The organism is Mesorhizobium sp. AR02 (assembly GCF_024746835.1).
Classification (GTDB): Bacteria; Pseudomonadota; Alphaproteobacteria; order Rhizobiales; family Rhizobiaceae; genus Mesorhizobium.
This window is the reverse complement of record NZ_CP080531.1, coordinates 2,080,988-2,096,150: the sequence shown is the minus strand read 5'-3', so window position 1 is coordinate 2,096,150 and position 15,163 is coordinate 2,080,988. Positions and strand designations below refer to the sequence as shown.

Annotated in this window: 9 protein-coding genes; 1 reads left to right on the top strand and 8 read right to left on the bottom strand. The window is 61.1% G+C overall.

Annotated elements, in window-relative coordinates:
- Positions 1–53: 53 nt before the first annotated feature.
- The 8 genes from DBIPINDM_RS14155 to DBIPINDM_RS14120 form a co-directional block, all read right to left on the bottom strand.
- The gene (locus DBIPINDM_RS14155) at positions 54–2,798 is read right to left on the bottom strand and encodes a hypothetical protein (RefSeq protein ID WP_258587840.1); all 2,745 of its coding nucleotides are present in this window, start codon (positions 2,796–2,798) and stop codon (positions 54–56) included.
- Entirely contained in the window at positions 2,795–3,637 is an 843-nt protein-coding gene (locus DBIPINDM_RS14150; RefSeq protein ID WP_258587839.1) for a hypothetical protein, read from the bottom strand. Before DBIPINDM_RS14150 ends, DBIPINDM_RS14155 begins: the two co-directional genes overlap by 4 nt.
- Before the next feature lie 25 nt (positions 3,638–3,662).
- Entirely contained in the window at positions 3,663–5,747 is a 2,085-nt protein-coding gene (locus DBIPINDM_RS14145) for an AIPR family protein (RefSeq protein ID WP_258587838.1), read from the bottom strand.
- Positions 5,744–6,727 (bottom strand): PD-(D/E)XK motif protein, encoded by a 984-nt coding sequence (locus DBIPINDM_RS14140; protein WP_258587837.1) that lies wholly within the window; start codon positions 6,725–6,727, stop codon positions 5,744–5,746. The genes DBIPINDM_RS14145 and DBIPINDM_RS14140 overlap by 4 nt, the downstream gene beginning before the upstream one ends.
- Positions 6,724–9,477 carry a Z1 domain-containing protein gene (locus tag DBIPINDM_RS14135; RefSeq protein WP_258587836.1) on the bottom strand — a complete coding sequence of 918 codons (2,754 nt, stop codon included), beginning with the start codon at positions 9,475–9,477 and terminating at the stop codon, positions 6,724–6,726. The genes DBIPINDM_RS14140 and DBIPINDM_RS14135 overlap by 4 nt, the downstream gene beginning before the upstream one ends.
- Positions 9,474–10,943, bottom strand: a complete 1,470-nt coding sequence (locus tag DBIPINDM_RS14130; protein ID WP_258587835.1) for an ATP-binding protein — start codon at positions 10,941–10,943, stop codon at positions 9,474–9,476. The genes DBIPINDM_RS14135 and DBIPINDM_RS14130 overlap by 4 nt, the downstream gene beginning before the upstream one ends.
- A 99-nt stretch (positions 10,944–11,042) precedes the next feature.
- Positions 11,043–12,521, bottom strand: coding sequence for a DNA cytosine methyltransferase (locus DBIPINDM_RS14125; protein WP_258587834.1), 1,479 nt, complete (start codon positions 12,519–12,521; stop codon positions 11,043–11,045).
- Positions 12,518–12,931 carry a very short patch repair endonuclease gene (locus DBIPINDM_RS14120; RefSeq protein WP_258587833.1) on the bottom strand — a complete coding sequence of 138 codons (414 nt, stop codon included), beginning with the start codon at positions 12,929–12,931 and terminating at the stop codon, positions 12,518–12,520. Before DBIPINDM_RS14120 ends, DBIPINDM_RS14125 begins: the two co-directional genes overlap by 4 nt.
- 738 nt (positions 12,932–13,669) lie before the next feature.
- Here DBIPINDM_RS14120 and DBIPINDM_RS14115 point away from each other — a divergent pair.
- A complete protein-coding gene (locus DBIPINDM_RS14115; protein ID WP_258589261.1) occupies positions 13,670–14,863 on the top strand; it encodes a nucleotidyl transferase AbiEii/AbiGii toxin family protein in 1,194 nt (397 codons plus the stop codon).
- Positions 14,864–15,163: the final 300 nt, after the last annotated feature.

The following is a 15,163-nucleotide window of genomic DNA, read 5'->3' as shown; positions in this document are numbered from 1 at the left end:
AGCGAGGAGGAACTCGTCGCGCGCGCCTACGCACGTCTTCAATGCAGCACCGCTCAATCATGCTGTCGGTTACGTTCAACCAGCCGCTCCAGAATATCGAGATCGGTGGCCTCCCTGGAGAGCTCGAACTCCTCAAGGAGCAGGCGGTCTATCTCCCACATCAGAGGGTGGCGTCGGAGGTGGATCTCGTCGCGCCCGCGTTCCTCGACAAGCTCGGCGAGTGCCGGAGCCTCATCACCAAGCTGTTCAGCCATAGCATTCCAGCGTGGCTCCGATCGGGAGAGGCGGAGCTGCGGCGGGCTTTCGCCTTCGCCGGGACGCACCGAGAGGCCGAGTGGAAAGGGAAAGGCGTCAAATGTCTTGCTGACCTGAAAGCGAGATGCCCAGCTTGTCGAGCTAGGAAGCAGCGCCCGTGCCCAGACAGCAAAGATCCTCGACATCAGAAAGACCGGGACGGCTCCGTCACCGTCAATCTGAAACAGCCGCTGCGCCGGCACCTCGCCGAATTCCAGGACGCTCAATTCGACCGGGATTCTGCCGTCCTCAATCACCCAGCGCTTCACATCGTCGGCAGGCCACGACCATGCCGCGATCAGGTCTCCGATGCGTTTCCCTTCAATCTTGCGCTCTTCCTTGAATTTCGGTTGAAGTTCCACAATCTGACGCGCGAGCGCATCGCCGGCATTCACCGCATTCCAGACGGCGGGCACGGGCAGCACCAGATCGGAATCTATGCCGCGCGTGTCGATCGCAGCGAGGTAGCGCCGTTCCTGACCGGCCAGCTCCGATTGAGGATATGCGTCATGCAGTTCTCGCCAGCGGGTCTCGCTCATCCGGATCACATCCCGCGCATCAACCCCCCGAGTGGCGAGGCCGCGGTTGCGGGGATAGCGGTGAAGTCTCGGAATCCGGATCTCGACAGGCAGGTCAAACCGCGCCCGCGATCCGTCAAGAAGGGTACGGATAGTCCCCGTGTCCGTATATCGCGCGATGGCTACTCCGGACACCGTGGCTTCTCTAAGCGCGGTCAGGTCCGGCGTTTCGGCCGTGACGATGACGCTCCTGCCTTCGATGGTAGGTGGCGGTATGGCGCACGCAAGCGCGGGATGATCCAGTGTCTGTCTGACCGAGGGGGGAATTTCAAAGCGCAGGCTGCTGATATCCCTCCAGCGTCCCCCTGGGCCAAGTGCCTCTGCCACAGCGGCCCGGGCAAAGCGTTCAAAGTCCTCGCGGAGCGGCTGCAGCTCGATGAAGGCATTGCGGAACCGCGCATCGGATTTATCCCGAAGCTCGAACTGAACGTGCTCTCCGTCAGATCTTTCCCGGGTTCCTTCAAATAGTCCTGCGGCGTTTAGCTCCGAGGCGGTGCTCCGCTCTACAGTGAATTCACCGGCGCCAATGAAGGTTAGTGCGGTGGGGCGCTTCGCACCCCGTCCCCTCCGGAGGGATTGACGAAGCCGGTCATCCAGCACGGCCGCCAGTGCGACCGTTACGACGATATCCGCGATCCGTCTGTCAATTGATCGCCTCGGCTGACCCGCCCAGAAGGGAGAACGGGCGACCGTGGTGTCGATCACCGCGCTGCATTCGCGCAGAAGTCTTCGAGACAACCCCTCCGGATCGGACAGGAACGAGGGGCCATCGGATGGTGGAGCCGGCGCAAGCAGGAAGGGAGCACGTCCGGCTGCGCGAGCCAACCTGCCGATGCGCTCGTGCGCAGATTCGTCTTGAAGTGTTTCGTTGCCGGCCAGCCAGACAACCAGATCGTACCCGTCCAGAGCAGCACTGGTCGAGACGCCATCGGAAACATGGAAGATCGCGTCGCCGTCGCGGAGCATAGGATCCCCCGCAGCCCCGGTCTTTTCGACCTTATAGCGCCCCGTATCCCAGATGGCATCCGAACCAAATGCCATCTCTCCCGGCGGCTCGAAGTAGCGAGCGATCTGCGCGGCCCGTCGATCGCTGGCGATCACAAGTATGTTCGGAATCCTCTTCGTCGAACCCGCCTGTTCGAAAGGATGTTGAGGCCGTTTTGGCTGCGGGACGGCCGGGGCGTTTTCAAGTTCAGCGTGCGACTTGTCCGGCGCTGCGGCGAGACCGACCGTCCTGACTGAAATGCCCAGAAGGTCACCAAGACGTCCGATCGAAGCGCTTAATTCGTCGGCGGAGACGTCACCGCCGAGCAGGGCCGACGTTCCATGGGCCAGCTCGACGTGAAACGATCCTGGCAATCCCTCCGTTACGGAAAAGCTCCTGGCAGAGCTGGCCAGCTCGAGTTTTGGATCATGTCGGTGAAGATGACGCCGGATCTCCAGGAGAATGCCGGGGCGCAGCACCGTTTCCTGGAAGGTGTCAGCCGCCAGCGCGTCACCAAGCTGGGTAGTAAGAAATGAAAGAACAGACGCGGAGAGCTTGGACGCCGTTGGGGCTTCGGCCGCAAGCAGGAGGTCGAGAAACGAAATTGGGACGATTGCTTCAAGATCGTCACGCCAAGCCTCGACACTGTGCAGAATCTGCCGCGGCGTCCCGGCATAGGCGCGACCGTTCCAGAGAAACACGTCCTGCCAGGGATCACCGACGGAGACCTCGATTCCCGTATCCGGGAGCGAGAGGACGTCCTCATCCTCCAGCAGCTCAAAGCAGCGAATGCGTGCGAGATGGTCGCCATCGATATCCGATATCGCGGCATACCAGGCGTTGGCGCCTGGATGAGCTGCATACGCCGGCAGCGCGAAGCCGTTTTCATTGAGCGGAACGTATCCGCACAGCCTGAACGGTCCCCTGTCAGTCTCGCTCACGGCATGATTCCGTTCTTCCGGTACCATTCCCTGCTGATCCGGAGGATGTCTTTTTGAAATTCGTCCGGAGCACGGTTCGGCTGCCAGTCATACACCCTGATGTCACCGCCAACCTTGTCGAGCTCGGCTTTCAGGGCGTCATTGTCTTCAAGCAGCTGTTTTGGAGCGATCGTCAGGAGCACGTTGCCGACAAGATCGACATCATGGGATGCCGCGAGCTCGACCGTTGAAGCGCGACGATCATGATCGTTGCTGCCTTCGATACCCATGCGGGCGACATCGACAAATCCGCTGACGACGTCCTCGAACGGTTTGATCTCATCCTGAATGCCGTCCTTGAGACGACCTTCGAAATAGGCGTCGAGCGAGCTGAAGGCCCAGCCGATATGACCTGTCGCAGCCGCGTGGGTCGGCGAAAGCGCATAGTCTTCCAGCTTTACATATTTGTCGGCCTGCTTTGTGAACGCACCAGTGGCAGCGCCGCCGGTGTCGAACGGATAGACATGACGCGGATCGTGAACCGCTTCGGGTTTCAAAATGAAGGTGACGGGAAAACGGGACATCTGATGCGAAGGCTTGTCGCCGAACTTGCTGCGATATGCGGGCCTGAGCACAAAGAAGTATATCAAGTCACTGTCGAACACCGGGCATCGCTTTGTTATTAGCTTCTTGGCCCGGATAATCTCCTTCGCTGGTGTTGATGCCGTCGCATGCACGATCGGGAGTCTTTCAGGCAGGACTCCAGGTGCCGCCCTTGCAATTAGCTGACGGTCGAAGTGGGAGTCGATCCGCCTCGGCATTCCATTCGGCCAAGTACGCTTGCCCGGTGGTTTCGCCATCTAGCACCCTCCTGGTGGGGGCGTTTCAGTCATCACCGCTCCCCTGATTGAGTATGCCTGAGGTTCGAACGGTCTGGAGGGCTTCGAGCGCAGGTTTCGCCTGCCTTACTGACGGCTGCTTCTCCCAGCGGCCGGCCGCATAGCCCGCCAGCGTGCGAAGTATGCCTGCGGTCTTCCAGTGAATGACCTTGGTACGCTGCCCCACTTCCGCAGCCTGCAGCCAGGTCGCGCTGTCGATCTCCATGCACCGTCGGATCCGCTCAAGGTCCTCGACCGACAGCACGGATTGCCCGGCAGCCTTTGCGCCAGCTTCGCCTGGGGCTGAAGTCATGGCCATGCTTGCCAGTTCGGGCGGAAGGGGGTCGTACAGCGACGGGAGCTGCTCGCGGACGGCGGTCCAGCATTCTTCGCGCTTGAACCACTCGCCGGGATTGCGCTGACCGGCGGTCGTTCGAAGCGCTTCATCGATGCCCGGCGCCCATGCCCGGATCAGTTCTTCCAGTTCCGCCGTGATCGACTGACGCCGCCAGATGCCCTCGAAATCGAGGCGCCCACCCGTCCGATAGGAGAGTCCGGCGACAAGATAGGCGACGATCTGGGCCCGGAACGCTGGAAACACCATCTGGCGGATGATCCGCTCGGCGGCACGGTAGAGAAGAGCGATGGCAATGAGGCGCCGGAACCACGCCTCGTCAGGAGGCGGCGGCGGCTGATCCTTCTGACGCTGCATGAAATACTGAAAGTTCTTCTGGCCACCCAGACACACACGGTATGGCAGGCCCGTCCAGGTGTTCAGGTAGCGCGCGAGGTCGAGCTTGCTCAGTCTCCTAGATCGAGGGGTCTGCGATCTGAACGCCTGATCGTCCTTTGCGCGGTACGATGCCTTCTGCTCTGCGGCGAGGTAAGATCCGCGAGCTCGCTCGTAGAACCACCTGCCGCGCCCGCTTTCGAGCCAGCAATTGTTCGCGAGCGCCTCGACCTCCTGATGGAAGGGATCGTTGGCCGAAAAATCTGCCTGCTGCACGGTGTTTTGGCGGTTCGCAGCCCGTGAGACGGAGCTTACCATCTCGCCGAGGTCCCCGCTCGTCACACGGATGATCTTTACGGGCACCTCGACGCCATCCAGCGGAATCCCATCCTTGAAGCGCGCCCGGTGAAGCGATGCGGTCGTCTGCCCGCCGTTGACGATCTGCAGCCCCTTGAGACCGCTGATCATCGACCTGCCCGCTTTGTCGGTCTCGAACTCGATCTCATCAACCGTGGCCACGATTCCATTGTTATAGGCCAGAAACATGGACGGCTGTTCAGAGATCGTACGCCGGAGTTCAGCGTTGACGCTCTTCCGTCCCTGTATCCCGAGGAAGGCGCGGACGTTTAACTCAAGCAGACGCACGCCATAGCGCTGATAGATCCGCGAAAGGACGTCACCTGGGAAGACCGTCAGATAGGCCTCATAGCCGCCGGCGTCGGGCTTCACAGGGAGGCACGGCAGCGGGCTTCCAGTTAGCTGTCGCAGATCGACCGAAATATCGGACCGCGTTTCCCCTTCACCCAAAATGCGATGAAGCCGCATCATGTCGAAGGCATCGTGCTCGATGAACCGTCCCGCCCACTCGCCGTCCTGTGGCAGCGTCGGGCCTGTCAGCTGATCTGTCAGCAGGACCAGCCGGATTAGCGTAATCCTTTCAGCCTCGCGCTCGATCATGCGCGCGAGATCACTTGCATCGGTGTTCGAAGGTTCCAGCTTGTCGGCGAGACCCTCCATCGAGGCACGGGCAAAGCGGAGCGCCTTGTCATAGGCCGCGCGAATGTCCGCCATCGGGATCCGTCCGGGCGGAGTTTCTCCCGTATGGATGGTCGTGTACAGCTCAAGGGCGCCGCGTTCCTCATCGATCGCGTAGCCGTCAATCCGATAGGCCGCGCGTCCGGTATGACCTTCCTGGTAGAGATCGAATGCCTGCTCGAGCCGCTCGGCCTCCTCCAGCCGTTCAAGGACCGTCTTCGTGAACATGACGCCGGAGAACAGCGTGGTTGCATCAGGGCTGGAGACAGCTTCCTCGACATCGGCCGCAAATGCTTCGGCAAATAGCTGCAGCGGATCGTCCATCATGAAGCCCGATCGGTGAAGGAGCTTCTGACGTCCGGCCACGTCAGGACCGCCTCCGCTGCCCCGGCCAGTTCCACCGCGTAGGATACCTCGGGTATCGCGGAGGGTACATCTGCACGGACGATGCGCGGGAATGATCCGAAGATGCGGTACGCCGCCGTCTGCTGCAGGGCGGTACGCAAGCCTGTTCTCGCGCGCCGATCATCCGGGCTCAGGCCGCGTCGCAGCAGGGCATTTTCCAGCAGCCTCCGCATCTGGTCGTCCGGCAGCTGATCGGCGATGGCCATCGCTATATCATCGATGCTTTCTCCCTGAGGCGTCTCGTAGAGGCGCAGATGAACGAGATGAAGCATCTCCAGCCCGGCATCGTCGAGCTGGTCGAGCCGTGAGATAATTACGCGCGACCCGGCCCCGAGCGTCGCCTTCACCTCGAGGGCATGGCCACGATTCTCAAAATCATGAATCCCGTCATCCGGCGCCTGCCACGTGGAGAGTAGGTTGCAGTCCGCCTCGACGAGTTCGCGGAGAACCCTGAGTTCGCCAATGAGGCCGACGATCTCGTTGCGTCCCAGGCCCCCGGCAACCGAGCGCAGAAACAGGCGCCAGGCGTCGAGGCGAACCATGACCGACCCGAGCGAAGCCTTTGCCGGCACGTCGGCCGCATGGGCGATGAGGTCGGCGGCCAGCGTCGCGAAGAGATCGCGTCTCGCGCCATCCTCGAGCGAAAGAACAATGCTCTGACCGTCGTCCGTCGCGCCTCTGGCACAGCGCATGCCTCCAACCTCGAATTCCACGTCACCGACACTGGCCGGGTTGGGCAGATCGAAGAGGAGGCAGGGACTGCGGTCAACGCAGCGGATGGCGGCGTGGACATCGAGCGCGCCCGCGCCATCAACGCGCAGGCTGACGAATCGGCGCTGGCCCGCGCCTGACGCTGCCAGGCGCGACCACAGTGCATCGAGGTCGGTCGGCGACGCCGTCATCGCCGTTCCTTCTGAAGGACGGTATTTTCGATATAGAACTTCCGGCTGCCGGTGCGACTTTCGGGAAAGCTCACGACGAGCCCAATCACCGGCCCCGCCGTGTCCACCGCCTCGACCGTGTCAGGATCGAGAGGATAGAGGATGAGCATTCCCTTCTGTGGCTGACGACCGCGGATGCGCCGGATTTCCGGGCCGGATGGGCGGTCTGCGGCCGCCATGCCCACTTCCTGCCGTGACCGGTTAGTTGCTTCCAGCGCTTCCGCATGCTCAGAATCTGTCAGGTCGAGCGCCTCGTCCGGCGGATTCAGGATCGAACGGACGATGTATCGGCCCGCGACCTGCCGCTTCGTGAGCGGCCGTCTGATGGTGCTCTGCAGACGCTGACCGGCGATCTCGACTTCGCGGCCGTCACCCGATGGCACGAAGACGGTCCAGTTCGTGAGTTCGGCAGGGGTCTGCCGGAGCTGCCCTTCGACGTAGGCCGCGAGACGATGCGCTTCGATCTCCCTGTTCTCGGGAGGGAGTTCGAGGGCGCCAAGATATGCCGCGACCCGCTCACCGGGCACATTGCGCCAGACAAGACCTGCGGCATGACCACCTCCGCCTGGCCGCTGCGTCCCGGCTTCCGGCGGATCGAGCGATTCCAGGAAGGTATCCGTGACCCCTGCATTATGCTCGAGCTGGGAGCGGGTGGCGTACATGACGGTCTGAATCTTGCCTTCCCCGGCAAAGCCGGTCGGGCGCTCCACGGCATGCCGCTGCTTGTTCGGTGCCGTCACGTTCATGACGCTGTGGGATTCGACGCGGAGGCCGTAGTCCTTCGGCGTCTGTAACATGAGCCTCATGTGGACGAGTTCGGCGCGCAGCTCCTGGCTGGCTGTGGCGACGTGGCGGAACCAGTCTTCCATGTCCGGGGTCGTAAACAGCCTGCATACATCGGCGAAGCCTCGCCGGTAGCCAAACCAACGGCCCATCTGGAGCAGACTGTCATACTGCTTCGATATTCGCAGAAAATAGCTGACCGTGAGCCCTTCCAGCGTGAGACCGCGGGAGAGCTTGTCGCCGCCGATGGCGATTACCGACAGTCCGGTGTCCTTGTACCGGTCATAGTCGATGGCGGACTTCGAACGTCCGTTTGCGACGATCACCTGGATCTTGTCGCTGGAGTTCGAAAGCGCTGCACGGATGGCCGGCCAGTCGACCGGCACGATCCCGCGATCGAACACGGTTCCCGATATTTCGGCACGGGTCGGTTCGAAATCCTCACGCCACAGCGTCTCCAGCTCGGTCAGTGTTTCGGCGTCGCCCCCGGAAATGCGGGCGCGGACGTCATCGAGATACCGCTCGACCTGATCGTGAACCTGATCATGCACGTCGACGAACCGCGAGACATGGATGAGCATGGAGCAGTGTGCGGACGGACGGCCACGCGCCGCCCTGATGGCGCAGGACAGGAGGAACGACCTGACTGCCGTCTTCAGTGACGGCGGCAGCTCGTTGGCGTCGCGGAACCGGGGCCGCAGAAAGCGGTCGTGAACGTCGGGAATCCAGCCTTCCTCGGCCTGATCCAGGTGCCTGATCAGCGGCAGTCCGGCATTGACGACGTCATCATTCGTACCGAAGACGGCGACGGGCCCGAAATAGTCATCCGGCGGTGTCAGCGCGAAGATGAATGTCGACGGGAAGAGATCGGCTCCATATTTCTCAGCGGATCGCTCATCATGGATGAGAATGTTGGCAAACGGCGTGGCGGTGTAGGCGACATACGCCGATCGCTTGAACGACCGCAGCAGCTTGCGGATCTCGCCATTAATCTTCGTAGGATCATAGTCCTCGTCAAAGCTGCCGTCGCCGAGCGTTGGCTGATCCTTCGTATCGATCGAAGCTTGGTCTGCCTCGTCATCGATCAGCAGAAGTGGGGCTCTGCGGAATTCCTCGGGCAGCTTGCCGATCCAGCCGTTGAGGTTGCGCAGGATCGTGGCGTTCTTCTTCACGACGAAGAGACATGGCTGATCCAGCGGGGCAAAGTTCGCTTGGCGTGCGAACGCCACATTAAAGTCACCCGTCGGCGACGCAAGCGTCAGGCTGCCGGCGGTAAGCGCCGGCGGAATGAGGCCGACGCCGATCGCCTTCATGCGACCCGTGTCCTGCTGATCAGGTTTCGTATCGTAACCCAGAAAATCAAGCTCAAGTCGCATCTGGGTCTGCAGCCTGAGCAGATTGTGCATGCCCGCAAGAACGATGATCACCCGGTAACCGGCATCCACGCTTCGATTGATGACGCCCGCATAGTGTGCCGTCTTTCCCGACTGGACGTCGCCCACGACGAGACCACGCCAGTTCCATGGGCCCTCGCGACGAGGATCGTCGAGCAGCTCCACCACCCTCGCTGTACTATCCCGCAGCTCATCCACCGATCGGACCGGCCAGTCATACTCCTGAAGCTTCTGCAGGTAGCGGACCATGAACGGCCCAGGCTTGCGGCGGTCACCGACATACCATTCGACGGGAACCTCCCGGCCGACGACAGCGACCGCATGACCCTGCTGCACGACATAAGCGGTTTCGAGCATACGGACCGCCCGCTCGAGTTCGTCGTCGGAGAAACTGTGGCCGGTGCGACGGGAAACGATCGAGCTGACCGAGTCGAGTGCATCACGGATGGCCGCGCGATCCTCGGGCTGCTCATCCGTCGATGTCAGCAGCTGCCTCGCCATGTTGATTAGGGTCAGGACGGCGTCGGCGCTCATTTTTCGCCGTCCAGCTTATCGACGACCGCCTTGCGGAGCGCAGGAGAATCGATACGCATGCTGCGCAGGAGCGCATCGAGTACGTCCTCGACGTTGCCGCCTGAGCGTGACGAGCTGACGGCAGTCGCGAGATCTTCGATCAGCTGACCGTCAACCGCTTCCGGCAACTCTGTCGACTCTACATTCTCCGAGATATCAAGCCAGATGCGCTCAACCGGAACGGAGCGCTCTATGAGGCTGATAGCCGCGCGCGCCAGCTTCTTCGTCTTGGGGCTGGCATCAAGCAGTTCGGCAATTACAGGATGATCCCTGTTGACCGTGTAGCGGCGCTTTCCGGACCTGTGTTCCTCGTTCCAGACAGGAGCTGATGGTGTCTTTCCTGGCGGTGTCCGCACCTGACCACCGCGCCACGCGAAGACTTCGCGCGCCTTCTCGCGGCACTGGCCGCCTATGGCTGCGAGCCGGGCGCGGAGCGCGGCCGGCGGGCGTGCCCGCGCTTTGCGTACGTCGATGCGCCAAGCGGCGTCCACGCTCTGCGGGAGGTCGACAGCTATCCGGGCGAGACGACTGCTTTCGTCCTTGGTCCACTCGCGGTGGCCGCCAAGGCCGAGCCAACTGCCTGAGACGACCAGCCGTTTCGCACGATAGATGTAGAATCCCTGACGTTCAGCCCAACCTCCAGGCCCCCCGGCGGCCGTGAACTCCGCCTCGTTCACAAACCGGTCGCGATGTGGGAGGACATACGGTGCCACGTGGACCGCCTGGGCCCCGCTGCCGACTCTTCCGGCTCCGAGCTGCCTTGTCGCCGGATGCGTGCGAAGCATAGGGTCCCAGGCCGCGACGGGTCTGCCGTTGATTGTGATTGCGATCCGGCGTGCGTCGCCGTCCAGAAATCGGTGGAATACCATTGCGAAGTGATCCCGGACGTCCCTGATCTTCGCGAAGAAGCCCTCCTTGTCGAGACCGAACAATCCTCCCATCTCGTCCATTCGCTCCAGCGCCACCAGGGTTCCTTCCCCATCTCCAGGCATCGTGACATGCTCGAACGGCTCGGGAAGTCTCCCGACTTCGGCGCACCAGCTCTTCGTCCGACGGACCTCTTCAACATCCCAGGACATGCTGCTGATACTGCCGGCGTAACAGCTGACAACGGTCTGCCGCTGGCACTGGGAAAGGGACGCGGTCTTCATGCCCAGACCGAAACGGCCAAGATCATTAGGTCCGCGCTCGACGTCCTCGTCTCCGCCGAAACGCATGCCCTCACAGAGAGCGTCGAAGGACATGCCTGGGCCGTCGTCGCGCACGCCAATGCGCGGATCGCCTTCATTCCAGTCGATGCTAAGCTCAATGAGATCCGCGCCGGCCGAGATGCTGTTATCGACAAGGTCCGCCAGCGCGGTTTCAGGCGAATACCCAAATCCCCGCAGCGACTTCAGCAGAGCGCCGGCATGCGGCGCAATCTCCATTGTTTTCAATTCAGCGCCCCCATCCCCTTTGAGCGCGGCGTCGCTGTCGACCGGCTCCTCCTAACACTGCCCCTGTATTCACGCCTGACGAGACGCGCGTCAGGCTGCCTCAGCCCCCTCGATATCGTCCGTAAGCCGCCCCAGCGCTGATCCCAGCTGCGAGAGCATATGGCAGCCGATCGAAAGCGCGAGTAAAGGCGGAACTGCGTTCCCGATCTGTCGGAAACCTGCATTCATCGCCCCTGCAAACCGGAAGCCATCCGGAAAGGACTGCAGCCTAGCTGCTTCGCGGACCGAGATCACCCGCTGCTGCCGGCTGTCCCAGTGAATATGAGAATAGCTGTCCTTGCCCAGGTGCGCCGTCAGGGTGCGCGACGGAAATGTCGGCTCGAGCTTCCACCACTTGTTCGGAAACTTGTCCGGATCATACGGCGGCACGCAGCTATTGCGAAGTTCGATCCACCGCTTGCTGCCCTTCCGCGGTCGAGGGCTCTCTTGCGCGAGCCGCTCCGCGAAGATCGTTTCCGCAATCTGCAGCGCGCGCGGATAGTCGGCTCCGGCGCGCATGCGACGGAATATTGCGAAGTCACGAGGCGTGAGCCGGACAAGATGGCCGTCCGTTTCCCCGCCTGTTTCGAAGCCCTTCCACGCCCGCATGCGCTTCGCGTACGCGGAAAGACCTGAGAAGGAACGGTAAGGAAGCTTGTCCGTGAGCTTGCGCCGACGCATCTCGCCGGGATCGCGGTAGTGCTCTGAGATATATGGCAGGTCCGACAGGGCCGCCTTTGTCGCGACCGCGCCGGGGAGGTCCGCGGCCGGAATTGGAATCGGATGGAAGTGCGAGTTCTCCGCAGGGATGTACTTCAGCGCAACCGTGCGAGCGCCCTCATATCCTGACGGGAGTTCGGCGGCGTGTGTCGGGTCCGGAAAAGTCGGGCGTTGTCCAATCGAACGGTCGTAGGCTATGAGAAAAAGCCGTTCCCGCATCTGAGGGACGCCGTAGAAAGCCGCATTCAGAAGCGTATAGCTCGTGTGATATCCGAGCTCGTCAAGTGTCTGGCAGATTTCTTCCGGGATGTTATGGCCCCCAAAGTTCAGAATATCCGGCACGTTCTCTATGATGATAACGACAGGCTGAACGGCTTCGACATATTCAAGAAACCGTCGGTAAAGTCTTGCACGGGGATCATTTCTAAAGGCATCCTCGTCCCCCGTTACCGAGCGAAGCTTGGACCGGCCGATCCGGGCGAATGCTTGGCACGGCAGACCCGCCGCGAGGACGTCGAATTCTCCCGACACCTCCGCTAGACCGAGATCTTCGGCCAGATCGGACGCGCTGCATTCGATCATGTCGCGCGGGGCCGCCCATCGATCCTTTTCCACGCCTACCGGCGGCGAAAAATTGATCGCGTAGCTCGCGGCCGCGACCGGATCATTCTCAACATGAGCCAAAAGACTGAAGCCCGCTGCCTGAAGACCCAGAGACATGCCACCGCAGCCCGAACAGAGCTCTAGAACGCGCGGCGAACTGCCGTCCGCCATGCGATTGAGCTTTGCCAGTCGAGTGGCCCTCATCATTGCGGCGTCCCTATGATGAGCCTGCCAATACGATCGGCAAGGTCCTGTTGTCTCGTTTCGCATTCCCAGATGACTGCGGTCCTCCAGCCTGCACTGCGGAGCGCAGCGGTCACTTCACCATCACGCTCGACATTACGGCTGAACTTCCTGGCCCAGAATTCCTTGTTCGACTTCGGAGAGTAGGCCAGACGACAGTTCTCGTGGCGGTGCCAGAAGCATCCATGCACGAACAGGGCAATCTTCCTGGAGGCAAAGACAAGGTCGGGACGTCCGGGAAGCTTCGCAGCGTGCAGCCGGAATCTGAGACCGAGCGCATGCGCCGCCCGCCTGACCAGCATCTCCGGCCCGGTGTCTCGCCCCTTGATGCGGGACATGACTGAGGAGCGTTGCCCTCTTGTCAAAATGTCCATGTCTTGTTCCTCACTCGTTCTGTAATTCTCTATCTTCATTGACGCGACCGCGCCAGAAATCAATATGATCTGACGCAAATTCGCCAGGGCACAAGCTCATCCCGGTCGGCAGTGTCGCCTGACTGCCCCAGTGATCCAACTGACCGGAGGCATCGCGGTGACCAAGGGTTCGTTGTACGTGCGATAGCGGCCACGTCGCATGGTTCAGCACGGGAATTCCCGGTTTCAGCCGAAGGTCAGCGATGAGCGTCGCCCGTAGGCAACGCTTCCGCTGACGCAAATCAGATTCACCCCCTCTGAGAGAGCTATATCGTGATTGCGTTGTGACGGAACGGTCTGCTGGCGCGTCCTGTAAGGCAATTGGACCGCTTCGTGGGAATTGCGAGGCCGGGCGGGTGACCCGTCATCGGGCACGTTTTCATCCGGAATCATGATCGCTTCACCACCACCAATCATCGCTGATATCGTCCCGTATGGCGGCTTTCGGGTTGCGCCATTGACAGGCTGAACGGCAAACTTGAAGCGCTTAGCCGCCATTCGGTCGTGAACTCACCTATGTCCGCATCGGGGTCAGAAGCCGCCTTTCGCGAACGCCAGCTTTGACGGCGGACGCTGACCCGATCGCAAACGGCATATTCTAGTTCTCGGCGGCGAGGAAGCGTTCAGCAATAGAAACCTTGATCCTTGTCCACTTAATGTTCGGTGTATAAAATGTCGTTCTGCTTGCAGTAGGACGTGATGATCTCAGACAAGGAAATCGAGACAGTCGGCGAGACTTACGGCCTGACGCCGACTGATGTCGAAAAGGATTACGTCCATGGCTGGCTGTTGGACGCGATCTACAGTCGACCCGCATTAGCTCAAGCTCTCGTTCTCAAGGGCGGTAATGGCCTGCGCAAGGCTTATCTACCAGACACTCGTTTTTCGAAGGACTTAGATTTCTCGACCACGGGCACGATACCACTGGCACTTCTCGAGAAGGAGTTGCGCGCGGCGATCAGCGTCGTCGAAGCGAATACGGGCGTCCGCTTCCTCGACAAGGTAGTGGTCGAGGACAAGAACATCTTCGAGGTCCAGGCGGTCGAAGCGCGCCTGTATTTCAGGGGCTTCTACAACGACGAAAAGATCGACCTGAAGGCGCAGCTCGACATCACCCAATTTGACCGCATTCTTCTTCCCGTCCAGTCCCGGCGAATCCTTCACCCCTATTCCGATGCGCCGCAGCTGACGCAGACCATGAAGTGCCAGAAAGCCGAAGAGATCCTGGCGTCGAAGCTGACGACCCTGCTGCACCGCTGCAAGGCGACCGATCTCTTCGACCTCGCCTTCGGCGTTTTGCGCGGCGGCTTTGGCGTGTCACGGAGCGAGGTCATCACAACCTTCCTCAAGAAATCGATCTTCGAGAACTCTCCCCATGAGGCGCGCTCGAATTTGCTGAATAGCCCGCTTGTCGGTCTGAGCGATTTCTGGAAGACCCTACCCGTTCCGCGTATCAGTATGTTCGGCTTCGATGTCGTGCTTGCCGAGTTCCCCGGTCTCATCAATTCGCTATTCGACGCTATTGCCGGCCCTGCCTTGGCTGGAGCGGGCGCAGGACACAGGGGCTTTGTGCTACCGCCTCGACTGTCCGTCCGGACACCCCATGCAGCACTTGGCCATTTCGGTTCGAACGTTCGCGAGACGATCCTGCAGGCGGGCCGCGCGATGGAATTGGTCGAAATTGCCTATGACGGCTTTACGCGGCTAGTTGAGCCCTACCGCCTTGCCTACAAGGCCAGGAAGGATGGTACGGGCCACGAGTATTTCTGGGGTTTCGACACTTCCGGTGGACGGAGCCGGGAAGTCTCGATGAAATCGTTCTTCGCGAACAAGATCACGCACGCTCGCGTCAGCGGCCAACGCTTCAGTCCGCGCTACCCAGTGGAATTCTAAGCCTCGGGGGACGGGAATAGACACTTCAATTCCAGCGCCACGTGTCTCGGCAGCGGAACGCCCCAGCAAGGTCATATGCCCTTTTCGCGAGCTCGCTGGCGAAAAGGACTACGGGACGCTTCTGGCGCTTTTCAGACTTTCAGTCAGAGTCCAGTTCCGCGTGCCGACGCTCTTGGCCAAGCGCTCAAGAATGTCCCCTGAATGTCGCAGAAGCCTCGCTCCAGAAAGTGTCGATGACCAGCTATGTCGATCTGCCGGTCGCCATCGCCTCGCTTCCCACTACTCTACTGATTTTTGCTC